The 23,876-nt window shown below is 73.0% G+C and carries 21 protein-coding genes; 10 read left to right on the forward strand and 11 right to left on the reverse strand.

Going from position 1 to position 23,876, the window contains the following annotated elements; genetic code table 11:
• Positions 1 to 46 precede the first annotated feature (46 nt).
• The 3 genes from uraD to CP967_RS04930 all read right to left on the reverse strand — a co-directional run bounded on the left by uraD (position 47) and on the right by CP967_RS04930 (position 1,594).
• Complete coding sequence (gene uraD / locus CP967_RS04915) at positions 47 to 553, reverse strand: 2-oxo-4-hydroxy-4-carboxy-5-ureidoimidazoline decarboxylase (protein ID WP_150486750.1); 507 nt, start codon at positions 551 to 553, stop codon at positions 47 to 49.
• A 352-nt stretch (positions 554 to 905) separates the two neighbouring features.
• Positions 906 to 1,226 carry a helix-turn-helix domain-containing protein gene (locus CP967_RS04925; RefSeq protein ID WP_150491710.1) on the reverse strand — a complete coding sequence of 107 codons (321 nt, stop codon included), beginning with the start codon at positions 1,224 to 1,226 and terminating at the stop codon, positions 906 to 908.
• Between the two features lie 116 nt (positions 1,227 to 1,342).
• Positions 1,343 to 1,594 carry a YkoF family thiamine-binding protein gene (locus tag CP967_RS04930; protein WP_150486752.1) on the reverse strand — a complete coding sequence of 84 codons (252 nt, stop codon included), beginning with the start codon at positions 1,592 to 1,594 and terminating at the stop codon, positions 1,343 to 1,345.
• A gap of 150 nt (positions 1,595 to 1,744) precedes the next feature.
• Between CP967_RS04930 and CP967_RS04935 the strand changes: the two genes are divergently transcribed.
• The 3 genes from CP967_RS04935 (at position 1,745) to CP967_RS04945 (ending at position 5,146) form a co-directional block, all read left to right on the forward strand.
• Positions 1,745 to 2,578: a TIM barrel protein gene (locus CP967_RS04935; RefSeq protein ID WP_150486753.1), complete on the forward strand. Its 834-nt coding sequence runs from the start codon at positions 1,745 to 1,747 to the stop codon at positions 2,576 to 2,578.
• 37 nt (positions 2,579 to 2,615) lie between these two features.
• Positions 2,616 to 3,509 (forward strand): 2-hydroxy-3-oxopropionate reductase, encoded by an 894-nt coding sequence (locus CP967_RS04940; protein WP_150486754.1) that lies wholly within the window; start codon positions 2,616 to 2,618, stop codon positions 3,507 to 3,509.
• Between the two features lie 179 nt (positions 3,510 to 3,688).
• Positions 3,689 to 5,146, forward strand: a complete 1,458-nt coding sequence (locus CP967_RS04945) for a catalase (protein WP_150486755.1) — start codon at positions 3,689 to 3,691, stop codon at positions 5,144 to 5,146.
• Positions 5,147 to 5,688: 542 nt separating this feature from the next.
• Here CP967_RS04945 and gcl read toward each other — a convergent pair.
• Positions 5,689 to 7,473: a glyoxylate carboligase gene (gene gcl, locus CP967_RS04950; protein WP_150486756.1), complete on the reverse strand. Its 1,785-nt coding sequence runs from the start codon at positions 7,471 to 7,473 to the stop codon at positions 5,689 to 5,691.
• Positions 7,474 to 7,727: 254 nt separating this feature from the next.
• Between gcl and CP967_RS04955 the strand changes: the two genes are divergently transcribed.
• Both CP967_RS04955 and CP967_RS04960 read left to right on the forward strand, forming a co-directional pair.
• Positions 7,728 to 8,450 carry a hypothetical protein gene (locus CP967_RS04955; protein WP_150486757.1) on the forward strand — a complete coding sequence of 241 codons (723 nt, stop codon included), beginning with the start codon at positions 7,728 to 7,730 and terminating at the stop codon, positions 8,448 to 8,450.
• Positions 8,451 to 8,845: 395 nt separating this feature from the next.
• Complete coding sequence (locus tag CP967_RS04960) at positions 8,846 to 9,067, forward strand: hypothetical protein (protein WP_150486758.1); 222 nt, start codon at positions 8,846 to 8,848, stop codon at positions 9,065 to 9,067.
• Between the two features lie 71 nt (positions 9,068 to 9,138).
• Here CP967_RS04960 and CP967_RS04965 read toward each other — a convergent pair whose 3' ends face one another.
• Together CP967_RS04965 and CP967_RS04970 are read right to left on the reverse strand one after the other, a co-directional pair.
• On the reverse strand, positions 9,139 to 10,764 hold the full coding sequence (locus CP967_RS04965; protein ID WP_150486759.1) for an AMP-binding protein: 1,626 nt from the start codon (positions 10,762 to 10,764) through the stop codon (positions 9,139 to 9,141).
• On the reverse strand, positions 10,761 to 12,437 hold the full coding sequence (locus CP967_RS04970; RefSeq protein WP_150486760.1) for an AMP-binding protein: 1,677 nt from the start codon (positions 12,435 to 12,437) through the stop codon (positions 10,761 to 10,763). The genes CP967_RS04965 and CP967_RS04970 overlap by 4 nt, the downstream gene beginning before the upstream one ends.
• Before the next feature lie 113 nt (positions 12,438 to 12,550).
• On the opposite strand from CP967_RS04970, the gene CP967_RS04975 reads away from it, so the two are divergent.
• The gene (locus CP967_RS04975; protein ID WP_150486761.1) at positions 12,551 to 13,396 is read left to right on the forward strand and encodes a helix-turn-helix transcriptional regulator; all 846 of its coding nucleotides are present in this window, start codon (positions 12,551 to 12,553) and stop codon (positions 13,394 to 13,396) included.
• Positions 13,397 to 13,561: 165 nt separating this feature from the next.
• On the forward strand, positions 13,562 to 14,431 hold the full coding sequence (locus CP967_RS04980) for a DMT family transporter (protein ID WP_190175083.1): 870 nt from the start codon (positions 13,562 to 13,564) through the stop codon (positions 14,429 to 14,431).
• Positions 14,432 to 14,542: 111 nt separating this feature from the next.
• Here the strand turns inward: CP967_RS04980 and CP967_RS04985 are convergent, their stop codons facing one another.
• Positions 14,543 to 15,604 (reverse strand): glutathione S-transferase family protein, encoded by a 1,062-nt coding sequence (locus CP967_RS04985; protein ID WP_150486763.1) that lies wholly within the window; start codon positions 15,602 to 15,604, stop codon positions 14,543 to 14,545.
• Positions 15,601 to 17,103 (reverse strand): MFS transporter, encoded by a 1,503-nt coding sequence (locus CP967_RS04990; RefSeq protein WP_150486764.1) that lies wholly within the window; start codon positions 17,101 to 17,103, stop codon positions 15,601 to 15,603. The genes CP967_RS04985 and CP967_RS04990 overlap by 4 nt, the downstream gene beginning before the upstream one ends.
• Before the next feature lie 265 nt (positions 17,104 to 17,368).
• Here CP967_RS04990 and CP967_RS04995 point away from each other — a divergent pair, with 265 nt between their 5' ends.
• Together CP967_RS04995 and CP967_RS05000 are read left to right on the forward strand one after the other, a co-directional pair.
• Entirely contained in the window at positions 17,369 to 17,749 is a 381-nt protein-coding gene (locus tag CP967_RS04995; RefSeq protein ID WP_150486765.1) for a VOC family protein, read from the forward strand.
• A 298-nt stretch (positions 17,750 to 18,047) separates the two neighbouring features.
• Positions 18,048 to 20,438, forward strand: a complete 2,391-nt coding sequence (locus tag CP967_RS05000; RefSeq protein WP_150486766.1) for an endonuclease/exonuclease/phosphatase family protein — start codon at positions 18,048 to 18,050, stop codon at positions 20,436 to 20,438.
• A 45-nt stretch (positions 20,439 to 20,483) separates the two neighbouring features.
• Here CP967_RS05000 and CP967_RS05005 read toward each other — a convergent pair whose 3' ends face one another.
• Genes CP967_RS05005 through CP967_RS05015 form a run of 3 tightly spaced genes read right to left on the reverse strand, consistent with a single transcriptional unit; the run spans position 20,484 to position 22,924 of the window.
• On the reverse strand, positions 20,484 to 21,407 hold the full coding sequence (locus CP967_RS05005; protein WP_150486767.1) for an alpha/beta fold hydrolase: 924 nt from the start codon (positions 21,405 to 21,407) through the stop codon (positions 20,484 to 20,486).
• 18 nt (positions 21,408 to 21,425) lie between these two features.
• A complete protein-coding gene (locus tag CP967_RS05010; RefSeq protein ID WP_150486768.1) occupies positions 21,426 to 22,694 on the reverse strand; it encodes a beta-ketoacyl-[acyl-carrier-protein] synthase family protein in 1,269 nt (422 codons plus the stop codon).
• A complete protein-coding gene (locus CP967_RS05015; protein WP_150486769.1) occupies positions 22,691 to 22,924 on the reverse strand; it encodes an acyl carrier protein in 234 nt (77 codons plus the stop codon). Before CP967_RS05015 ends, CP967_RS05010 begins: the two co-directional genes overlap by 4 nt.
• Before the next feature lie 218 nt (positions 22,925 to 23,142).
• Between CP967_RS05015 and CP967_RS05020 the strand changes: the two genes are divergently transcribed.
• Positions 23,143 to 23,874: a nitroreductase family protein gene (locus CP967_RS05020; protein ID WP_150486770.1), complete on the forward strand. Its 732-nt coding sequence runs from the start codon at positions 23,143 to 23,145 to the stop codon at positions 23,872 to 23,874.
• Positions 23,875 to 23,876 lie beyond the last annotated feature (2 nt).

A 23,876-nucleotide genomic window follows, 5' to 3' on the forward strand; every position in this document is an offset into this window, starting at 1 on the left:
ACGCTCCTTGCTCTGTTCGGTACTCCGCCCGAAGTCCCGTGGGGCTTCAGGCGTCCTGTAGGAGGCGGGTCAGCCGGATCCGGTTGATCCTGCCCAGTTCGGCGCGCACGATCTCGCGTTCCCGTCCGGGCGGGTTGCCGAGCCGGGCCTTGAGGGCGTCGCGCATCTGCTCACCGGTGGCGCCGGTGGCGCAGATCAGGAAGACATGTCCGAACCGCTCCTGGTAGGCCAGGTTGAGTTCGAGCATCTCCGCCCTGAGGTCCTCGGACGCGCCGTCCATGCCCCGCTGTTCGCGGGCGGACGCCGGGTCCCCGGGCCTGGGCCGGCCGATCGGCGGGTGTCCCGCCATCGCCTCGTCCAGGTCCTCGCCGGTGAGCTCCGCCGTGGCGGCGTCGCCGGCCCGCAGGAGGTCTTCGGGGGTGGCGTACGGCCGCCGGGAGAGGATGGCGCTTCCCCATCGGACGCTGGCGCACACCTCGTGGAGTGCGGTGGTGGCGTCCTCGGCCGACTGGGTGTTGAACCGGGCGAGGCCCGGTATGGAGCTCGTAGTCACGGGAGCCTCCGTGGCCTGTTCTCGCTGCGCGCTGCCGGCGCGGGTCCGGCAGCGCGTCGAACCACTCGTCGGACTTTTCGTCGAACTGCTTGTCGGGCTGCGGATAGCTAACGCCCTCCGCAACACCACGTCAACAGTTTGTTGAAATTCCACGAACAGCCGATGCGGCCGCCCCGAGTTCGGGACGACGGCATCGGCACGGGCGCGGCCGGAGCGGGGACGCCCGGCGGATCGCGCCCGGAGTCGCGCCCGGAGTCGCGGCCTGAACCGCGGCCACGGCCGCAGCCGCGGTCACCCCGGGAGCCGCGGCCGCGGTGCGCCGGAAGTCCGCCCGCCGGCGCGGGTGAGGACGTCAGTCCCCCTTGGCGGCGTTCTCGCGGTTGAGGTAGTTGTACACGGTGAACCGGGAGACGCCGAGCGCACCGGCCACCGTCTCCACCCCGTGCCGCACGGAGAAGGCTCCGCGCGCCTCCAGGGTGCGCACGACACCCTGCTTGGCCTTGCGGTCGAGCTCGGCGAGCGGCACACCGTGGTGCCGCTCCATCGCGGCCAGGATGCGGTCCAGCGAATCCGAGAGCTGCGGCAGCCGGACGGCCACGACCTCCTCCCCCTCCCAGGAGAGGACCACGTCGTCCCCCTCGGCCCGTTCGGGGCCGAGCAGTTCGGCGCCCATGGCGTCGGCGAGCGGCCGCACCGCGGCGACCAGGGGGTGCCGGTCCACCGTGTGGGCGAAGGCGCGGTCCGCCGGGCGCCCGGACACCTGATCCGCCGGCCGGCCGGCCGGTACGGTCACGGGCCCTCCTCCCCGACCACGTTCACCTGGAGGGACACCCGGGTGGCACCGGAGGCCAGCGTCCGCCGCAGCAGCGAGTCCACCGCCGTGAGCACCCGGTCGGCACCGCCCTCGGCCGTGTTGCCGAAGGGGCCCACGTCCACCGCGTCGAGACCGGCCGCCTCGATGACCTCCCTCGCCACCAGGGCGTGGGCCGGCGCCTCGTCGAGATCGAAGGGCTCGGTGGTGAATTCCACCCTCAAGCGCACGGTGCCTCCCTCATGTCCCGCCGCGGACGTCGGGCTCCACGGCTCGCTTCGACCCTACGCAATCGGTACGGCCTCTTGACAGCCCAGCCACCGGCCATGCAACCTTCCATCACGCAGAAACTAACTTCCGCAATACGGAAGGAGCGCTTCATGGGTTACTCGGACCAGCGCTTCGATGTGAACCTCTCGATCCTCTTCACCGAACTCCCGCTCCTGCGGCGCCCGGCGGCGGCGGCCGCCGCGGGCTTCACCGCGGTCGAGCTCTGGTGGCCGTGGACCCGGACCCCCACCCCCGCGCGGACCGAACTGGACGCCCTGAAGAAGGCGCTCGACGACGCGGGGACCCAGCTGGTCGGGCTGAACTTCTACGCCGGCGAGCTGCCCGGACCCGACCGCGGGGCGCTCTCCCTGCCGGGCGCCGAGTCGGAGCGCTTCCGGGCGAACGTCGAGGTCGCCGCCTCGTTCGCGGCCGCGACGGGCTGCCGGGCGCTCAACGCCCTCTACGGGAACCGCGTGGAGGGCGTCGACCCCGCCCTCCAGGACGAACTCGCCCTGGAGAACCTCTCCCTGGCCGCCCGCGCGGCCCATGACATCGGCGCGACACTGCTGGTCGAGGCCCTCAACGGGCCCGAGTCACCGCGGTATCCGCTGCTGAGCGCACCGGCCGCGATCGAGGTCGTGGACCGGGTCAACGAGGCCACCGGTCTCGGCAACGCGGCGTTCCTGCTGGACCTGTACCACCTGTCCATGAACGGCGAGGACCTCTCCCAGGTCATCAAGGCGTACGCCGGCCGGACCGGTCACGTCCAGATCGCCGACAACCCGGGGCGCGGCGCCCCCGGTACCGGCTCGCTCCCGCTCGAACAGCTCCTCGACGAACTGACCGAGGCCGGTTACACGGGCAGGGTCGGCCTGGAGTACAAGCCGGGCGACGCCCCGAGCCAGGAGTCCTTCGGCTGGCTCCCCGCCGGCCACCGGGCCTGAGGCCCGCCCCGCAACCCCACTCACCGGAAGGCTCCCCATGAGCAGCAATCTCCCCAAGGTCGCCTGGATCGGACTCGGCATCATGGGCTCGCCCATGTCGGAGAACCTGGTCGGGGCCGGTTACGACGTCACCGGATACACCCTGGAGCAGGACAAGATCGACCGGCTGACCGCGGCCGGCGGCAAGGGTGCCGCCTCCGTCGCCGAAGCCGTGCGCGAGGCCGACGTCGTGATCACGATGGTCCCCGCCTCCCCCCAGGTCGAGGCGGTCGCCTACGGCCCGGACGGCATCCTGGAGAACGCCCGTCCGGGCACCCTGCTGATCGACATGTCGTCGATCACCCCCCGGACGTCCGTGGACCTCGCGGCGAACGCGCGGGAGAAGGGCATACGCGTCCTGGACGCCCCGGTCTCCGGTGGTGAGGCCGGGGCGGTCGAGGCGGTGCTGTCCATCATGGCCGGGGGCGAGCGGGCCGACTTCGACGAGGCGCTGCCCCTGCTCCGCGCCCTCGGGAAGACGATCGTGCTGTGCGGGCCGCACGGCTCGGGCCAGACGGTCAAGGCGGCCAACCAGCTGATCGTCGCCGTCAACATCCAGGCCTGCGCCGAGGCCGTGGTCTTCCTGGAGAAGTCCGGGGTCGACCTGGCCGCCGCGCTCGACGTCCTGAACGGCGGGCTGGCCGGCTCGACGGTCCTGACCCGCAAGAAGGACAACTTCCTGAAGCGCGACTTCGCGCCCGGTTTCCGGATCGACCTGCACCACAAGGACATGGGCATCGTCACGGACGCCGCCCGCGGCGTCGGCTCCGCCCTGCCCGTCGGCGCCGTGGTCGCCCAGCTGATCGCCTCGTCGCGCGCCCAGGGGGACGGCGGCCTGGACCACTCGGCCCTGCTGCGGTCCGTCGAGCGCCTCTCCGGCGACCGGGTCTGACCGCCCGCCCCCAGGGCCCCCGAACCCCGGGCCGTGGCGGCGCCGACACCTGTCCTGTCGCGCCCAGGCGCCGCCACGGCCCGGAACCACTTCCTCCGAATTCAACAAACTGTTGACGCGCTGTTCGCGCCGGACCTACGCTCCCCAGGCCGTCAGCAGCTCCCGTACGGAAGGTCCCCATGTCCCAGCGTGTGCTCACGACCGAGTCAGGCGCTCCGGTCGCCGACAACCAGAACTCCGCCACGGCCGGTCCCGGCGGGCCGATCCTGCTCCAGGACCAGCACCTGCTGGAGAAACTGGCCCGGTTCAACCGCGAACGCATCCCGGAGCGCGTGGTGCATGCCCGCGGTTCGGGCGCGTACGGCTACTTCGAGGTGACGGACGACGTCACCGCCTTCACCCGCGCCGGCTTCCTGTCCGAAGTGGGCCGCCGGACCGAGACGTTCGTCCGCTTCTCGACGGTCGCCGACTCCCTCGGCGGCGCCGACGCGGTGCGCGACCCGCGCGGCTTCGCCGTCAAGTTCTACACGGACGAGGGCAATTACGACCTGGTCGGCAACAACACCCCGGTCTTCTTCATCAAGGACCCGGTGAAGTTCCCCGACTTCATCCACTCGCAGAAGCGCGATCCCTTCACGGGTCGTCAGGAGCCGGACAACGTCTGGGACTTCTGGGCGCACTCCCCCGAGGCCACGCACCAGGTGACCTGGCTGATGGGCGACCGCGGCATCCCCGCGTCCTACCGCCACATGAACGGCTACGGTTCGCACACCTACCGCTGGACGAACGCGACCGGTGAGTCCTTCTACGTGAAGTACCACTTCAAGACCAACCAGGGCGTCCGCTCGCTCTCCGCCGAGCAGGCCGCCGAACTCGTCGGCCGGGACACGGCCTCGCACCAGACCGACCTGCTCCAGGCCATCGAGCGCGGGGTGAACCCGTCCTGGACCCTGTACGTCCAGCTGATGCCGGAGGCGGAGGCCGCCGGCTACCGCTTCAACCCGTTCGACGTCACCAAGGTGTGGCCGCACGCCGACCACCCGCTCCGGCGGGTGGGCCGGCTGGTCCTGGACCGCAACCCGGACAACGTCTTCGCGGAGGTCGAGCAGGCGGCGTTCTCCCCGAACAACTTCGTGCCCGGCATCGGCCCGTCCCCGGACAAGATGCTCCAGGGCCGGCTGTTCGCGTACGCCGACGCGCAGCGCTACCGCCTGGGCATCAACCACACCCAGCTCCCGGTCAACGCGCCGAGGGCCGCCACCGTCGACACCTACGGACGCGACGGCCTGCACGCCACCCGGTACGGCTCGCGGCACGACAAGAACTACGAGCCCAACTCGTACGCCGGACCGGCCGAGACGGGCCAGGCGCTGGCCGGCCCGCTCGCGGTGCACGGCTGGACCGGTACGCACGAGGCGCCCGCCCACACCAAGGACGACGACTTCTTCCAGGCGGGCGAGCTCTACCGGCTGATGTCGGCCGACGAGAAGGACCGGCTGATCGCCAACATCGCCGGCGGCCTCTCCCAAGTCACCCGCGACGACGTGATCGAGAAGAACCTCTCCCACTTCCACGCCGCCGACCCGGAGTACGGCAAGCGCGTGGAGGAGGCGGTCCGCGCCCTGCGCGAGGACTGACACCCCGCGCCCTCTCCCCCGAGGGCCCCGCCGTGCCGCGCATCCGGACGAGGGGTGCCGTGCGGCACGGCGGGAGGGGACCCGCGGCGGCGGACGACGCCAGTGCGGTGGCGTGGGGCCGGGCGGCCCGGACCTGACCTGAAGGACCGGACCGCCCGGCCCGCGTACCGCCGCCGCGGTCACGTGGGCGGCCCCGGCCGACCCCGGGGCCACGGAGCACGGGGAAGAGGGCGGAGCAGGGCACGGCGGCGCGGCGCACGGGCGGGACCCGTGCGCCGCGCCGCCGTTCCGCGCCCGCCCCTGTTCCGGTGCGCGCGGGGCGGGTCCGGACCGTGCGCACCGTCCGGGCCCGCCGGTCCCCAGGGTCTCTTCCGTGAACGGCACGGCCCGGACCAGGGCCTCCTCCGCCGCTCCCCACTCCCGGTGCCGCCGCAGCAGCAGGCCGGGATCCACGGCCCGCCGCCCGCCCGGACGCCGGAGCCCCCGGCCCCGGACACCGCGGGTGTCCGGGGCCGGGGGCCGGGCCGTCGCCTTCGTGGACGTCAGGAGGCGGCCAGGGGGCGGATCGCCGTAGGGGCGTGGTGGGGTTCGGTCGCGAGGTCCTCGAACTCGTTGACGGAGGCGATGTCCGTCCCGCTCATCGCGATGTTCGTGACGCGTTCCAGGATCGCCTCGACCACGACCGGCACCCGGTGTTCCGCCGCCAGTTTCTTCGCCTCCTCGAAGGCGGGCAGCAGGCCGTCCGGTTCCGTCACCCGGATCGCCCTGCAGCCGAGGCCCTCGACGACCTTGACGTGGTCCACGCCGTAGACGCCCAGCTCCGGGGAGTTAATGTTCTCGAACTCCAGGCTGACCTGGAAGTCGATGTCGAAGGCGCGCTGCGCCTGGCGGATCAGCCCCAGATAGGAGTTGTTGACCAGGACGTGCACGTAGGGGATGCGGTGCTGGGCGCCGACGGCCAGTTCCTCCAGCATGAACTGGAAGTCGTAGTCGCCGGAGAGCGCGACGACGGAGCCGTACGGGTCGGCCGTGGCGACCCCGAGCGCGGCGGGGATGGTCCAGCCGAGCGGGCCCGCCTGGCCGCAGTTGATCCAGTGGCGCGGCCGGTGGACGTGGAGCATCTGCGCCCCGGCGATCTGGGAGAGGCCGATGGTGGTGACGTAGCGGGTCTCCGGTCCGAAGGCGCGGTTCATCTCCTCGTAGACGCGCTGCGGTTTCAGCGGGACGTCGTCGAAGTGGGTGCGGCGCTGGAGGGTCGCCCGGCGCTCCTGGGTGGCGGCGGCCCAGCTCGTCCGGTCCTTCAGCCGGCCGGCCGCCTTGCGTTCACGGGCGATGCCGACGAAGAGCTCCAGGGCGGCCTTCGCGTCGGAGGCGATGCCGAGGTCCGGGGCGAAGATCCTGCCCAGCTGGGTGGGTTCGATGTCGACGTGGACGAAGGTGCGGCCCCGGGTGTAGACGTCCAGCCTGCCGGTGTGGCGGTTGGCCCAGCGGTTGCCGATGCCCAGGACGAAGTCGGATTCCAGGAAGTTCGCGTTGCCGTAGCGGTGCGAGGTCTGGAGGCCGACCATGCCCGCGTTGAGCGCGTGGCCGTCGGGGAGGGCGCCCCAGCCCATGAGGGTGGGGACGACCGGGACGCCGGTCAGCTCGGCGAACTCCACGAGGAGGTCCGGGGCGTCGGCGTTGATGACGCCGCCCCCGGCGACGATCAGCGGGCGCTCGGACGCCTCCAGCATGTCCAGGGCGCGCTCGATCTGCCTGCGGCTCGCGGCGGGCTTGTGCACCGGCAGCGGCTCGTACAGCTCGGGGTCGAACTCGATCTCGGTCAGCTGCACGTCGATCGGCAGGTCGACGAGGACCGGGCCCGGCCGGCCGGAGCGCATCAGGTGGAACGCGCGCTGGAAGACGCCGGGGACCTGGGCCGCCTCCAGCACGGTGGTGGCGGACTTGGTCACCGGGGCGGCGATGGAGGCGATGTCGACGGCCTGGAAGTCCTCCTTGTGGAGCACGGCCGTCGGGGCCTGGCCGGTGATGCAGAGGATCGGGACGGAGTCGGCGGCGGCGGAGTACAGGCCGGTGATCATGTCGGTGCCGGCCGGTCCCGACGTACCGATGCAGACACCGATGTTCCCGGCCTCGGCACGGGTGTAGCCCTCGGCCATGTGCGAGGCGCCCTCGACGTGCCGGGCCAGGGTGTGGTGCACCCCGCCGGCCGCCTTGAGCGCCGCGTAGAACGGGTTGATCGCGGCGCCCGGCACACCGAACGCGTGGGTGACGCCTTCGCGCTTGAGGATCTCGACTGCCGCGCGGGCAGCGGTCATACGGGGCATGGAGCACTCCTGCTCGGACGTGGTGGATTCGGGCTCTGTCGCGCCACCTGAGAGCACCACTTCCACAAATTCCGTATAGTGGAAGTTATGTTTTGCTATACGGAAGCAATCTAGGGCGGGCCCGAGGGAGCGTCAAGGGAAGGGAGAACACACGAAGTCGGCCAAGTCGCTGCCCCGGCCATCGCTCCTGGTGGACGATGGAGGTACGGAGAACAGGCGCCGCGGTGGCGGCGAGGGGGAAGGGGGCCCGGATCGTGGATTCCGTACCGGTGCGCTGTCCGGTCTGCCGCAGGGACCACGCGTACATCACACCGGTGTACCCCTGCCCGTGCGGCTCGCCCGTCGCCCCGCCGCTGATGCGGGGCGCGCCCGCCGAGCCGATCACCCACCGCACCTGGAACGACGACTGGGTGAGCGTGCGCTGCCACAGCTGCGGCCGCCGGGACCAGTGGCCCCACCCCGAACTCTGCTGTCCCTGCGGGGCCGTGCTGCGCGTCCCGGTCCGCCCGGTCGCCACCCGCGGCGGCGCGCACCGCCCCGCGGCCCGCCCGGCCGCCGCTCCCGTGCCCGTACCGCCGCCGCCCGCCGCGCGGGCGCGCCCGCCGTTCCGGCCGCTGGTGATACGTACGGCCCGTGACGCCGCCGGCGCCGCCGCGCTGTATCTGACCTGGCTGGGCTACCGCGACGTCGTCCAGCCGGAGGTGCGCCCGCAGTCCCGGATCGACCTGCGGGCCGCCGGACTCATCGCCCAGGTCGACCCGACCACCCGGCCGACCCCTCTGCGCGATGTCGAATGCCTGTGGCTGAACGCCCTCAACTCATCGGTGGCCGGTGTGTTCTTCTCGCTGGCCGGGTATGCGGCCGACGCCCGCGCACGGGGGGACCAGCTGGCCGTCCCCTTGTTCGTCATGGACCTCACGGGCACCCCGCAGCCGGTCAACGACCCCGCCGAGGAGCTCGTCAGCACCGGCCCCTGACGCCCCGGCCCGCCACGGCGGACTCCCGCCGCTCCGGGACACCGCGCGCCTTCGGTGAACCGCTCCGGCCGGCCGCCCGCGGACCGGGCGGGCGGGGGCGCACCTTTCGAGCACGCCTCCGCGGCACCGGCGGCCGGCCGCCGCTCCGGCCGTCCTCGCCGGGGCCCGCGGGACGCGCCGTACCGCGCCCGGCTCGGCTTCAGGCCACCGCCTCCGGACGGATTCGGCGGCGGTCTCTGCGAGTTCAGGGCCCCGGAGTCCGGACAGGGCCCGGACCGCGGATCCGTACGCGCCGCGAACCACCGGCGTACGCCGGGGCATGATTTCGGTCACCTGTGCGCTTGTGGGGGGCATATGCGCGGACTGTTGTCGGCGTGGGGACGTAGAGTGAAGGCATGGTCTTAACTCCTCGGCGTCCCGCCTTCCCCACGTCCCTCGCCCCGATGCAGCCGGTCCACCCCGCCGCCGTCGAGGCCAACGAGGCGATCCGCGCGCTCGTGGACGAGCGGGCCGGCCAGGACTGGTCGTCCGTGGAGTCCGCGCAGTACGAGGTCCTGCTCATCGAATGGGCCGCGGCGACCCGGGGCATGGCCGCCGGTGTCACCGAGGCCGCCTGAGGAGCTGCCGCCCGGTCCGCGCCCCCGAAGGCGCGCCGGGGGCGGCCCGCCCCGCGCCTCGGTGCCGGGGCCTACGCTCCGTATCCCTCCCGCAGTTCGATCTTGCGGACCTTGCCGCTGACCGTCATCGGGAACTCCGTCAGGATCCGCAGGGCGCGCGGGATCTTGTAGTGCGCCAGGCGCTCGCGGCAGTGGGCGGTGAGCTCCTCCAGTGTCGGCGGATCGGCCCGGTCGCGGGGGATGACGCAGGCCAGGATCTCCTCGCCGTACCTCTCGTCCGGGACCCCCACCACCTGGACGTCGGCGATCTTCGGATGGGTGTGGAGGAACTCCTCGATCTCACGCGGGTACACGTTCTCGCCGCCCCGGATGATCATGTCCTTGATCCGGCCGACGATCTGTACGTAGCCGTCCTCCCGCATCACCGCGAGGTCCCCGGTGTGCATCCAGCGGCCCGCGTCGACGACTTCCGCGGTCCGCTCCGGCTGGTCCCAGTAACCGAGCATCACGCTGTATCCCCGGGTGCGCAGTTCGCCCGGCTCGCCCCTCGGGACCGTCACCCCGGTGACCGGGTCGACGACCTTCACCTCCAGGTGCGGCATGACCCGGCCGACGGTGCCGGTACGCCGTTCCAGGTCGTCGTCCACGCGGGTCTGGGTGGAGACCGGGGAGGTCTCCGTCATGCCGTAGCAGATGGACACCTGGGCCATGTGCATCTCGGCGACGACCCGCTTCATCACCTCCGCCGGGCAGGGGGATCCGGCCATGATGCCGGTGCGCAGCGAGGACAGGTCCCAGGAGGCGAAGTCCGGCAGGTTCAGCTCCGCGATGAACATCGTCGGCACCCCGTAGAGCGAGGTGCAGCGTTCGCGCTGGACGGCCGTGAGCACGGCGGCGGGTTCGAAGGACGGGCAGGGGATGACGATGCACGCGCCGTGCGTGGTGGCGGCCAGGTTGCCCATGACCATGCCGAAGCAGTGGTAGAAGGGCACCGGCAGGCAGATCCGGTCCTGCTCGGTGTAGGAGACCAGCTCCCCCACGAAGTAGCCGTTGTTGAGGATGTTGTGGTGGGAGAGGGTCGCGCCCTTGGGGAAGCCGGTGGTGCCGGAGGTGTACTGGATGTTGACCGGGTCGTCGCAGGACAGCTCCGCCTCGCGGGCGGCGAGCTGCCCGGGGGTGACCGAGTCCGCGGCGGCGGTGAGCGCGTCGAAGGTCGGGTCGCCGATGTAGTGGGCGGACCGGAGCGCGGGGCAGGCGGAGCGGACCTGGTCGACCATGGCGCGGTAGTCGCTGGTGCGGTGGGTGAGCGAGGCCACCAGCAGGGAGATGCCGGCCTGGTTCAGCACGTACTCCAGCTCGTGCGCCCGGTAGGCGGGGTTGACGGTGACCATGACCGCGCCGATGCGGGCGGTGGCGTACTGGAGGAGGACCCACTCCGGGCAGTTGAGCGCCCAGATCCCGACCCGGTCGCCCCTGTCCACGCCCGAGGCCATCAGTCCGCGGGCCAGCCGCTCCACGTCGGCGCCGAACTCCGCGTACGTCCAGCGCCGTCCGGAGACCACGTCGACCAGGGCCTCCCGGTCGCCGAACGCCTCGACGGTGCGGGCGAGGCTGCGGCCGATGGTGTCCCCGAGGAGCGGGGTGGTGCCGGTGCCGTGCGCGTAGGACAGCTCGGTGGCCGTCGCGGGTGTGCTCATCGCAGGTCCCCCTCGTCGTATTCGGTGCCGGTGCCGCGGGCGGTCGCCTCGCGCAGTTCGATCCGGCGGATCTTGCCGGAGACGGTCTTGGGGAGCTCGGCGAACTCCAGCCTGCGGACGCGCTTGTACGGGGCGAGGACGGCCCGGGAGTGCTCGAACAGCACCTTGGCGGTGCCGGGTCCGGGCTCCCAGCCCTCGGCGAGGACGATGTACGCCTTCGGGATCGAGAGGCGCACCGGGTCGGGGGCGGGCACGACGGCCGCCTCGGCGACCGCCTCGTGTTCCAGCAGGGCGCTCTCCAGCTCGAACGGCGAGATCTTGTAGTCGGAGGACTTGAAGACGTCGTCGGCGCGGCCGATGTAGGTGATGTAGCCGTCCTCGTCCCGGGAGCCGATGTCCCCGGTGCGGTAGTAACCGCCGGCCATGGCCTGGGCGGTGCGTTCCGGGTCGCCGTGGTAGCCGGTCATCAGGCCGACGGGGGCGGTCGCCAGGTCGAGGGAGATCTCGCCCTCGGCGGCACCGGGTTCGCCCGTCACCGGGTCCAGGAGTTCGACCTTGTAACCGGGGCTGGGACGGCCCATGGAGCCCGTCTTCAGGGGCTGTCCCGGGGAGTTGGCGACCTGGACGGCGGTCTCGGTCTGTCCGAAGCCGTCCCGGATGGTGACGCCCCAGGCCCGCCGTACGGAGGTGATGACCTCCGGGTTGAGCGGCTCGCCCGCGGCGACGACCTCGCGGGGCGGTGTCCTCAGCTGGGAGAGGTCGGCCTGGATCAGCATCCGCCAGACGGTCGGCGGCGCGCAGAAACTGGTCACCCGCGAGCGGTCCATCTCGGCCATCAGCCGGGCCGCGTCGAAGCGGGTGTAGTTGAAGATGAAGACGGTGGCCTCGGCGTTCCACGGCGCGAACAGGTTCGACCAGGCGTGCTTGGCCCAGCCGGGCGAGGAGATGTTCAGATGGACGTCGCCGGGGCGCAGGCCGATCCAGTACATGGTGGAGAGGTGGCCCACGGGGTACGACACATGGGTGTGCTCGACCAGCTTGGGGCTGGCGGTCGTGCCCGAGGTGAAGTAGAGCATCAGGGGCTCGTCGGCGTCGGTCTCCCGCTCCGGCGTGAACGTCCGCGGCGCGTCGGCCGCCCCGGCGTAGGACGTCCAGCCCTCGACGTCGTCACCGACGCAGATCCGGGTGTAGCCGCCGGGCACCTCGTCGAACTTGGCGGCGTCGGCCGACCGTACGAGGACGTGGCGGACGGCGCCGCGCTCCACCCGGTCGCGGAGGTCGAGCGGGCCCAGCAGGGGGGTCGCGGGGATGACGACGGCACGCAGCTTCATCGCGGCGAGGGCGGTCTCCCACAGCTCGGCCTGGTTGCCGAGCATCACCAGGATCCGGTCCCCGGCCCGGACCCCCCGGGCGTGGAGCCAGTTCGCGGCCCGGTCGGACCGGGCGGACATCTCGGCGAAGGAGATCTCGGTGCGGGTGCCGTCCTCCTCGACGATGTGCAGGGCGGTGCGGTCGTTGTCCTCGGCGATGACGTCGAACCAGTCGAGCGCCCAGTTGAAGTGCTGCGGCCGGGGCCAGCGGAAGCCCTCCGCGGCGGCCGCGTAGTCCTCCCGGTGTTCGAGCAGGAAGTCCCGGGCCTTACGGAACTGCTCCGTCGCGCTGGTTGCCGACATGTGTCCTCCTTGGTGCGGACCGGCCTGTGGGCCGAGGCTTAACATCATGTGAACAGTGACCTGGATCTCACCACCCCCGGACGGGGGTACCACCGGGAGGGCGGGGCGGCGCCGTGGGCGAACCGGGCGAGGCGACGGAAGTACGGGCGGCGCTGCTGAGGCTGCGGCGCACGAGCGGGCTGCCGGTGGTCTTCGGAGGGCTGCTCTCCGACGCCCGCCACGCCCGCATCGCCGAGCTGAACGGCGCGCAGACCTCGGCGCTGCGCGGTCTGGTCATCGCGGCGGGCAGCGGGCTGGGCGGCAAGGCGATCGCCCTGTCCCGGCCGTGCGCGGTGACGGACTACGCGACGGCCCGGCACATCAGCCACGAGTACGACAGGGCGGTGGCGGCGGAGGGCCTGCGCTCGGTGGTCGCGGTACCGGTCGTCGTGCGCCGCAGGGTGCGCGGAGTGCTGTACGGGGCGCTGCGCGCGCCGTTCGCCCTGGGGGACCGCACGTTCGACGCGGCGGCGTCGGCGGCGCGTGACGTGGAGCAGGCGCTGGCCGTACGCGACGAGGCGCACCGGCTGCTGGCGGCCACCCGGGAAGAGGCGACGGGTGCGGCGGCGGGCGGCGGGGGCTGGGAGGACGTACGTGAGGCGCACCGCGAGCTGCGTGCGCTGGCGCCCAGGATCGCCGATGCCGCGCTGCGGGACGAACTGCTGGCGGTGTGCGGGCGGCTGGCGTCGGTGACGGGGGCCGCCCGGCCGGCCGGGACGGCGTCCGTACGGCTGGCACCGCGGGAGGTCGACGTGCTGGCCTGTGTGGCGTCGGGCGCCACGAACGCGGCGGCGGCCGGGCGGCTGGGGCTGCGCCCGGAGACGGTGAAGGCGTATCTGCGCTCCGCGATGCGGAAGCTGGGGGCGCACACCCGGCTGGAGGCGGTGGTGGCGGCCCGGCGGGCGGGCCTGCTGCCGTGAGGGACGGAGGGCGGCGGGCCGGGGCTCCGGGTCCGCCGCCCTGAGTGCACGTCACCCCTTGGCCACCCGGTACGGGTGCGTAACTGGAGGAAACCGGCGGATCCGACACTCGCGCCTGCCCGTGGTGCCACGGGTGCGGGCCTGTCCGCCCTCATGATGGTGCGGGTGATCAGTGTTCTGTTCGCCGTCCTGACCGCGCTCAGCAACGGCTCCGCGTCGGTCCTCCAGCGCAGGGCCGCCCAGAAGGTCCCCGACAGCGAGGCGATGCACCTGTCGCTGTTCGGGCATCTGCTGCGCCAGAAGGTGTGGCTGGCGGGTATCGGGCTGGTGATCGTCGCCGCCGTCTGCCAGGCGGTGGCGCTGGCCACCGGGCCGATCGCCGTGGTGCAGCCCATCTTCGTGATCGAGTTGCCGGCGACCCTGCTGATCGCCGGGTTCGTGTGGGGCGCCGGGGTCTCGCGCCAGGTGTGGGCCGGGGTGGCCGCGGTGACGGCCGGGCTGGCCGTCGGTATGGCGTCCGCCGCGCCGGTCGGCGGCCGTGAGGAGGTCTCCGACGGGACCTGGCTCTGGGCCCTGCTGGCGACCGGCGCCTTCGAGGTGGTGCTGATCGCCGCGGCGCGCGGCGCCCGGGGCGACGCGCGTGCCGCCCTGCTGGGTCTCGCGGCGGCCTGCGGGTACGCGCTGACCGCGGCGCTGATGAAGGACGCGGTGGCCCAGCTGGACCACGGGGGCGCCGCCGCGCTGCTGAAGGCCTGGCAGCTGTACGCCACCGCGGTCGCCGGGGTCGGCGCCCTGTTCCTCCTGCAGAACGCGTTGCAGGCGGGTTCGCTGGTGGCGGTGCAGCCGATGCTGACGCTGGGGGACGCCCTGATCAGCATCACCTACGGGGTGACGCTGTACGGCGAGCATGTGCGCACCGGGTGGTGGGTGCTGCCGCAGCTGGCCGGCCTGGCGCTGATCGCCTGCGGCTGTGTGGTGCTCGCCCGCTCCCCGCTGGCGTCCGGGGCGCCGGAACCCGCGCCCCGGGTCAGATGACCGGCCCGTACGGACACGGGCCGGGCGTCCGGCCCGGACCCGGCCCGGCGGCACGGCACGCCCCGGTCCGGGCCAGGGCGGGGCGGGACGGCACGGACCGGAGGGCCCGGGTCAGGGACGCCCTTCCGCCGGTACCTCCTCGCCGGGCGCCACCGGGCCCGGTGGTGTGCCGTCGCCGAACGGGCGGCCGCCGAGCTCCTCGCGGTGGTGCGGGGTCAGCCAGCCGGACAGGGCGGGGCCGAGCGGCACGATGCCGGTGGGGTTGATGCCGGTGTGCACCCGGTAGTAGTGCTGCTTGATGTGCCGGAAGTCGACGGTGTCGCCGAATCCGGGGGTCTGGTAGAGGTCACGGGCGTACGCCCACAGGACGGGGTCCTCGCTGATCTTGTTCCTGTTGCACTTGAAGTGGCCGTGGTAGACGGCGTCGAACCGCACCAGGGTGGTGAAGAGCCGGATGTCCGCCTCGGTGACGGTGTCCCCGACCAGGTAGCGCTGCCGGGTGAGCCGTTCGGAGACCAGGTCCAGGCGGCGGAACACATCGGCGTACGCGGCCTCGTACTCGCCCTGGCCGTCGGCGAACCCGGCGCGGTAGACGCCGTTGTTGACGTCCCGGTAGATGCCCTCCATCACCTCGTCGATCTCGGCGCGGAGGTGTTCGGGGTAGAGGTCGGGGGCGCCGGGGCGGTGCAGCGCCGTCCACTCGGTGGCGAGGTCCAGGGTGATCTGCTGGTAGTCGTTGGTGACCAGGGTGCGGGTGGGGATGTCGACGATCGCGGGCACGCTGACCCCGCCGGGGTAGCCGTGCTCGCGTGCGTCGTACGCCTCGCTGAGGTAGCGGATGCCGAGCACCGGGTCCCGGCCGCCCTCGTCGAGGGTGAAGCGCCAGCTGCGGTCGTCCTGGAGGGGGTCGGCGACGGCGAGGGAGAGGGCGCTCTCCAGGCCGAGGAGCCTGCGGGAGACCAGGGCGCGGCTCGCCCAGGGGCAGGCACGGCTGACGACGAGGCGGTAGCGTCCGGCCTCGACGGGACGGCCCTCACGGCCGTCGGCGGTGATCCGGTCGGCGAAGTGGCTGCGGGACCGTTCGAAGGGCTTGTGGCCGTACGAGGCGTTCCCGTTCGGGTCGTGTACGGCCGGGTCCCGGTCGTCGGGGGCGTTGCCGGGGGTGTCGTTCATCGGGTGCTCCTCGTCGGGCCGGGGGTTCCGGCGTTTTCCTGGGGGCCGCCGTCCCGTCCCCGGCCGCCGGCCACGACGTCGGCGAGGGCGACGGCGAGGGCGGCGACGACGAACGCGACGGAGACGATCAGCCCGTGGTCGTAGGCGTCGGCCCAGGCGTCGCGGCCGAGCCCGGCGAAGAAGACGGAACCGGCGGCGGCGATACCGATGGCCGAGCCGACCCGCTGGCTGGTCTGGAGGGTGCCTCCCGCGCTGCCCGCGTTGCGCACCGGCACCTCGGACAGGGTGAGGGTCTGGTTCGGGGCGATGACCAGTCCGCTGCCCAGTCCGGCGAGGAGCAGCGGGGCCGCCATCGCGAGGCCGGCGCCCCGGCCCGGCACCAGGTGGGCGGCCAGGGCGGTGAGCCCGAGTCCGGCTGCCACCATGACGAGTCCCACGACGATGAGCGGCCGTCCGAAGCGGTGGACGAGCCGCCCGCCGACGCTCGCGGACCCGCCGGCGCCGAGGGCGAACGGGGTGATGGCGAGCCCGGCCTCCAGGGCGCTGTAGTGGAGGCCGGACTGGAGGTAGAGCGTGGTGATGAAGAAGATCGAGGTGAAACCGGCGAAGTACAGCAGGATCATCAGGGAGCCGAGCCAGAAGGCGCGGATCCTGAAGAGCGCGAGGTCCAGGACCGGCTGCACGCTCCGCCGTGAGCAGCGCGACTCCCAGAGCGTGAACGCGGTGAGCAGCAGTACGGCCACGGGCACGAGCAGCCATTTGGTGTTCCCGGTCCACTGCTGGGCCTGGACGAAGGGCAGCAGCAGGGCGAGCACGCCGCTGCCGAGCAGCAGGACGCCGAAGGGGTCCAGGTCCCGGGGGCGGACCCGGCCGGCCGAGGGGGTGTCGGGGAGCAGCCGGTGGGCCAGCACCAGGCAGAGGACGCCGATGGGGAGGTTGACGTAGAAGACCCAGCGCCATCCTTCGGCGGGCCCGGCGGCCTGGATCAGCAGTCCGCCCAGCAGGGGTCCGACGGCGGTGGAGATCCCGACCACCGTGCCGAACATGCCGAAGGCGCGGCCTCGTTCACGGCCGGAGAACATCTGCTGGATCAGCGCGGAGATCTGCGGGGAGAGCAGCCCGCCGGCCGCGCCCTGGATCAGCCGGGCGACGACGAGCCAGGTGCTGGACTGGGCGGCCCCGCAGGCCGCTGAGGACAGGGTGAACAGGGTCAGTCCCGTCATGAACACCGCACGGCGCCCCCGGGCGTCCCCCAGCCTGCCGCCGGGGATGAGGACCAGTCCGAAGGCGAGCGCGTAGCCGGACAGCACCCACTGGAGGTCGGATTCCGGGGTGTCGAGCCCCTCCTTGATGGAGGGCAGCGCCACATTGACGATGGACACGTCCAGCAGGGTCATGAACCCCGCGACCAGGCAGACGCCGAGGGCACGCCAGCGGTGTGGGTCCGACGGGCCGGGTCCGGACGTGCCCGTGCCACGGTGCTCCGCACTCTCAGCCATGATCCGCACCTTAAGGGCTCGGCCGCGCTCCCCCGTGGATCAGCGCGGCGCTCGACAGGGTGGCGGGCCAGGACGCCCGGACCAGGACGATCCGCGCGTATCCGGCTGCCGCGGCCCGCCTACCCGCTGCCCGGGCCGTGAACCGTCGGTCCGGCGGCCGCCCCGGGGAGGGCGGGGAGCAGACGGGTACCGGCCGGTCACGGCGACTTCCCGCCTCCTCGGAGCGGTACCGCGTATGACGCCCTGTCAGGGGTATCCGTCACCCATGACTGTCGGGAAGACGAGTGTTCTGGTCCTGGACTGCGCCGAGCCCATGGAGCTCGCGGAGTTCTACGCCGCCCTGCTGGACGCCGAGGCGCACATCGGCCGCGACCCCGACTTCGTCGAGGTCGTCGGCAACGCCGGTGTCCATCTGGCGATCCGCCGCGATCACGGGTACGCGCCGCCGAGCTGGCCGCGTCCCGAGGACTCCCAGCAGGCCCATCTGCGCATCCTGGTGGACCGGGGGGACATGGACGAGGCCGAGCGGGAGGCGGTGGGCCTGGGCGCCCGGCCGGTGGACGCGAGGGACAACAACGGCCCGCGGGACGTCCGTGTCTACTCGGACCCCGCCGGGCACTCCTTCTCGCTGGCGGTCCGTCCCTGACGGCGGGGGCCTGCGCGATCCCGGCCCCCGCCCACCGGGGAGCGGGCCGTCAGGTCCCGCCCGGGAGCGGACCGTCAGGGCCTCTCCCGGCGGACGGGGAGCAGCCCCTCTCCCCGGGAGCGGTGCCGGCCGCCGGCGTCCCCGGAGTGTCACCGCGCGCGTGCGCTCACTCCCCCGGGGACGGTTCGCACAGACAAGCGACGAGGTGTTGCCAGGATTTAACCTCGTGATGCCTTGTCACCCGCGGTCTACGCGCATAGTTTTTGCCCCCTCACTTACCTACTTGGGGGCTGTTCCCGTGCACATAGCCAGATCCGGCTCCGCCCTGCTGGCCGGCGCCGTCGCCGTGACCCTGTCGGTGACCGCGCTTCCCGCCGCCTCCGCGGCTCCGTCGTCGACCGCCGTGATCTCCGAGGTGTACGGCGGGGGCGGCAACTCCGGCGCGACGCTCACCCGCGACTTCGTCGAGCTGGCCAACGCCTCGTCGGGCCCGTTCGCCCTGTCCGGCCTCAGCGTCCAGTACCTGCCGGGCGCCCCCTCGGCCGGTTCGCTCTGGCAGGTCACCCCGCTGTCCGGTTCCCTCGCGGCGGGCGGCCGCTACCTCGTCGCGCAGGCGGCCGGCACCGGCGGGACGGTGGCCCTGCCCACCGCCGACGCCACCGGCACCACTGCCATGTCCGCGACGAGCGGCACGGTGGCGCTGGTCTCCGGCACCACCCCGCTGACCTGCAGGACCGCCGCCGACTGCGCGGCCGACACCCGGATCGTCGACCTGGTGGGCTACGGCTCGGCCGTCGTACGCGAGGGCAGCGGTCCGGTGGCCGGGGCCTCCGCCACCGCCTCCGTGTCCCGTGGCGCCTCCCTGGCGGACACCGACGACAACGCCGCCGACCTGACCGCGGGCGTCCCGGCCCCGGTCAACGCGGCGGGCGAGACCTCCGGCGGTTCCGGTCCGGGCGAGCCCGAGGGGCCGACGGAGCCCGGCACCGTACGCGTGCACGACATCCAGGGCACGACCCGTGTCTCCCCGCTCGTGGGCCTGCCGGTGACCGGCGTCCCGGGCGTCGTCACCGGCGTACGCACCAGCGGTTCGCGGGGCTTCTGGATCCAGGACACCGCCCCGGACGCCGATCCCCGCACCTCCGAGGGCCTGTTCGTCTACACCGGCTCCACCGCGCCCACCGTCGCGGTGGGCGACTCGGTGCTGGTCAGCGGCAAGGTCGCCGAGTACTACCCGGCGGCCGGAACCCAGTCGCTGACCCAGCTGACCGGCCCGCTCACCACCGTGCTGTCCTCGGGCAACGCCCTGCCCGCGCCGGTGGTCCTCGACGCCCGCTCGGTCCCCGGCGCGTACGTGCCGACGGCGGGCGGCGGCTCGATCGACGCGCTGCCGCTGGAACCGGGCACCTACGCCCTCGACCTGTACGAGTCGCTGGAGGGCGCCCGGGTCACGATGTCCGACACCCGCGTCACCGGCGCGACGACGGCGTACGACGAGGTCTGGGTCACCGTCAAGCCGCAGGAGAACCCCACCCGGCGCGGCGGCACGCTCTACCGGTCCTACCAGGACCAGAACACCGGCCGGCTCAAGGTGATGTCCCTGGACGCCGCCCGGCCCGTCCCGGAGGCGAACGTCGGTGACGTGATCTCCGGCACCACCACGGGGGTCGTCGACTACGCCTCGTACGGCGGTTACAACGTGCAGGCCACCGAGCTCGGCACCCGTGTGGACAAGGGTCTGCGCCGCGAGGTCACCCGGAAGCAGAAGAAGAACGAACTGGCCGTCGCCACCTACAACGTGGAGAACCTCGACGCGCACGACGACCAGGCGAAGTTCGACACGCTCGCCGAGGGCGTCGCGGTGAACCTGGCCTCGCCCGACATCGTGTCGCTGGAGGAGATCCAGGACGACAACGGAGCGGTGAACGACGGCACCGTCGGCTCCGAGGCGACGCTGAAGCGGTTCACCGACGCGGTCGTCGCGGCGGGCGGCCCGCGCTACGACTGGCGTTACGTCGCCCCCGAGGACGGCAAGGACGGCGGCGAGCCCGGCGGCAACATCCGCAACGTCTTCCTCTTCGACCCGGAGCGGGTCGACTTCGTGGACCGCGCGGGCGGCGACGCCACCACCGCCGTCCGGGCCGTACGGACGAAGAAGGGCGCCGCCCTCTCGGTCTCCCCCGGCCGGATCAACCCGCTGAGCACGGCCTGGAACTCCAGCCGCAAGCCGCTGGCCGGCGAGTTCCGCTTCCGCGGCAAGCCGGTCTTCGTGATCGGCAACCACTTCGCGTCCAAGGGTGGCGACCAGCCGCTGCACGGCCGCTACCAGGAGCCCGTCCGCGGCTCGGAGACCCAGCGCGTACAGCAGGCGACGGAGGTCAACACCTTCGTCACCTCGCTGCTGAAGGCGGACAGGTCGGCCCGCGTGGTCGTCCTCGGGGACCTCAACGACTTCGCGTTCTCCCCGGCCGTGTCCGCGCTGACCGGCGGCGAGGTGCTCAAGCCGCTGATCACGACGCTGCCCGTGGGCGAGCAGTACAGCTATGTGTACGACGGCAACTCGCAGACGCTGGACCACATCCTGACCAGCCCCGCCGTCCGCCGCTTCGACTACGACGTGGTGCACATCAACGCGGAGTTCGCCGACCAGGCGAGCGACCACGACCCGCAGGTGGTGCGCATCAAGTGACCGTACGGGGGCGGCTCCCGCACCGGGTCCCGCCCCCGTGCCCCGTCAGCCGTGCCCGGCGGAGTGGACGGCCCGGCCGCCGGGGGCCTGGCGCGGGAGGCCGGGGCGGGCGGGTGCGCTCCCGGGCTCCCGCCCGGTGAAGAAGCCGGTGACGAGCGCGGCCACCTCCTCGGAGCGCTCCAGGATCACCCAGTGGTCCGAATCCGGGATCGTCAGGAAGCGGCTGCCCTCGATCGTCCCGGCGAACTCCCGCTGGCGCCCGGGAGAGGTCACCGTGTCGTGCTCCCCCGCGAAGACCAGCGCCGGCACGCCCGACAGCCCGCCGGAGAAGTCCGGCCGGTCGCCGAGTGCCCGGTGCAGGGACTCGGCGGTGTGCGGGGAACCGCTCCGGACCTCGTGCAGGAACGAGCGGCGCACATAGCGCCGGGCCAGTTCCCGGCGGTGGACGGGGCGTTCCGGGTCCAGGCACATCAGCCCGTCGGCCGCGAGTGCGGCGAACCCCTCCTCGTCCCCCGCCTCCAGCCGTGCCCTCGCCCGGTGCCAGTGCTCGCGCTGGACCTCACCGATGTGCACGGGCACGCCGCCGAGGACGAGCCGGGCGACGCGCTCCGGGGCCTGCCGGGCCCAGCCGAAGGCGATGGCCGCGCCGTAGGAGAAGCCGAACAGGTTGATCCGGGGCGCGCCGAGGTCGTCGGTGATCGCGGTGACCGCGTCCCGCAGCAGGGCGGCGCCCGGCCCGGGCGGCAGCGGGTCGGCCGTGCCCATGCCGGGCAGGTCGGCGGTGACCACGTCGGTGACGGGTCCCAGGTGCTCGTCCATCTGCGGCCAGCCGAACATGCCCTGGAGCGCGCCGCCGAGGACGAGGGCCGGCTCGGTGGCCGGAGCGCGGCCTCCGCGCTCGCACGGCAGGACGCGGTAGGCGAAGCGCAGCCCGTGGACCGTCAGGTGCCGGATGATCTCCTGTGCCATGGTGTTCCTCCCCTCGTCTCAGGCCCGGGTCAGCACGAGGGCCGCGTTGTGCCCGCCGAAGCCGAGCGAGGTCTTGACGGCGCAGTCGAACCGGCCGTGCCTGGCCTCCTTGCTCACCACGTCCACCACGATCGCCGGGTCCGGGGCGTCGAGGTTGGCGGTGGGCGGTACGAGCTGGTGCTGGAGCGCGAGGACGGTCAGGGCGGCCTCGATGCCCCCGGAGGCGCCCAGGGTGTGTCCCGTCATCGCCTTGGTCGAGGTGACCAGGGGGTCTTCGCCGAGGACGCGGTGCAGCATCGTCGCCTCGATCAGGTCGTTGGCGACGGTGGAGGTGCCGTGCGCGTTGACGTGCCCGACGTCGGACGTGTGGAGTCCGGCGTCCGCGAGCGCGGTGCGCAGCGCCCGTTCGATCCCGCGTCCGCCGGGGTCGGGGGCGACGGCGGAGTAGGCGTCGCTGGAGGCCCCGTAACCGGCGATGTGGGCCCGGACGGCGGCACCCCGGGCGCGGGCGTGTTCGGGCCGTTCCAGGACGAGGAGGCCGGCGCCCTCCCCGACGACGAAGCCGTCCCGGTGGGTGTCGAAGGGCCGGCAGGCCGCCCGGGGGTCGTCGCGGCGGGTGGAGACGGCCCGCATCTGGCAGGCGCTGGCGATCAGCAGCCGGGAGCGGACCGATTCGGCACCGCCCGCGACGACGATGTCGCACGCCCCGGAGCGCAGCATCTGGTGGGCCGTGCCGAGGGCGACGGTGCCCGAGGAACAGGCGGTGGAGACGGCGAGGCTCGGCCCGTGCACACCGAGGTCCGTGGCGACACTGCTGGCCGCGCTGTTGACGACGGTGAGGGGGGCCAGTTTCGGTGAGACGCGGCGCGCGCCGCGTTCGGTGAGGACGGTGTGCTGTTCGTCGTAGAAGGGCAGACCGCCGTGGGCGGAGCCGATGACCACGGCGACCCGCCCGCTGTCCCAGACCGACGGGTCGAGGCCCGCGTCGGCGACGGCCTCGCGGGCGGCGATCACCGCAAGCTGCGAGAAGCGGTCCATCAGCCTCCGGGCGGCGACACCGAGCACCGCTTCCGGGTCGGTGCCGGTCACGGTGTACATGAAGTCGCAGGGGAGGCCGGCGAGTTCATCGACCGGGTGGACCGAGGGGGCGGCGGCCGGGTCGCAGACCCCGCGCCAGGCCGCGTCGGTCCCCGCGCCGGCGGCGGTGACCAGGCCGATGCCGGTGACCGCGGCGGCGAACGGCGCGGGCCGGTCCGCCTCGCGTGCGTGCGGCACCCGGGCGGTCACGCGCCGGCCTTGCCGCAGACGGCCTCGACGAGCCGGCCGACGGTGTCGCGCGAGGTGAGGACGACGTCCTCCAGGTCCACGTCCAGCCGGTCCTCGATGAGCAGCCGGAGTTCCTCCAGGGCCAGGGAGTCCAGGCGGAGCTGGCGCAGGGGGACCTCGGGCCGGATGGCCTCGGGATCCGTACCGAACCTTGCGACGAGCAAGGCGTTGATCTCTTCCGAGGTACCCATCCGACAATGCTCCTGCGCTCTCGCACGCGGTGGCGCCGGCCGCGTGGGTGGGGGACGAGGCCATCGGGGGCGCCGGCTGCTCCGGAGCCACCCTTTATACGCCCTTGTGGGCGGGGCCCCGGTACGCGTTCCCCCGGGAGAAGTGCCGGGCGGCCAGACGTGCGATTCCCGCGCCGCGCGGCACCGTCGCGCGGCGTCCGCCCGTACACTCCGCGCTCATGACCTTCGAAACGGTTCAGGCCGGCCCGGGCCCGTCCGACGGGCCCGCCCTCTTCTCCGTCATGTCCACCATGCGCGCGATGCGCCGCCTCAAGCCGGACCCGGTCCCGGACGAGGTCGTGGACCGGCTCATACAGGCCGCCGTCTGGGGCCCCAGCGGCGGCAACATGCAGGCGTACGAGTACGTCGTGGTGACGGACCGACAGGTGATGGCCCGTCTGGCACCGCTCTGGAAGCGGTGCGTGGACGCCTATCTGGCGACGACCGGCAAGCATGCTCCCCAGGGCATGGACGGGGCCGCCTACGGGCGGATGGTGGCGGCCATCGAGTACCAGCGCGACCACTTCGCCGACACCCCCGTGCTGATCGTCCCCTGCTACCGCTTCCCCGAGGCCCGGTTCGACGAGGAGGGGCTCGGGGTGTACGCCGAGTCGCTCGGTCCGGCGGGCCTGGAGCGCATGGCGGCCACCGAGCAGCGCTTCCAGGCGCTGGCGGAGGGCTCCTGCGTCTACCCGGGGGTCCAGAACCTGCTGCTCGCGGCCCGCGCGCTGGGGCTGGCCGCCAACATCACCATCTGGCACCTGATGCTGGAGCAGGAGTGGAAGGAGGCCCTCGGCATCCCGGAGGACACGCACACCTTCGCGGCCGTCCCCGTGGGATGGCCGCTGGGCAGCTTCGGGCCGGTCCGCCGCCGCCCGGTCTCCGAGGTCGTCCACCGGAACCACTGGTGATC

The sequence above is a fragment of the Streptomyces nitrosporeus genome, assembly GCF_008704555.1.
In the GTDB taxonomy this organism is placed as follows: domain Bacteria; phylum Actinomycetota; class Actinomycetes; order Streptomycetales; family Streptomycetaceae; genus Streptomyces; species Streptomyces nitrosporeus.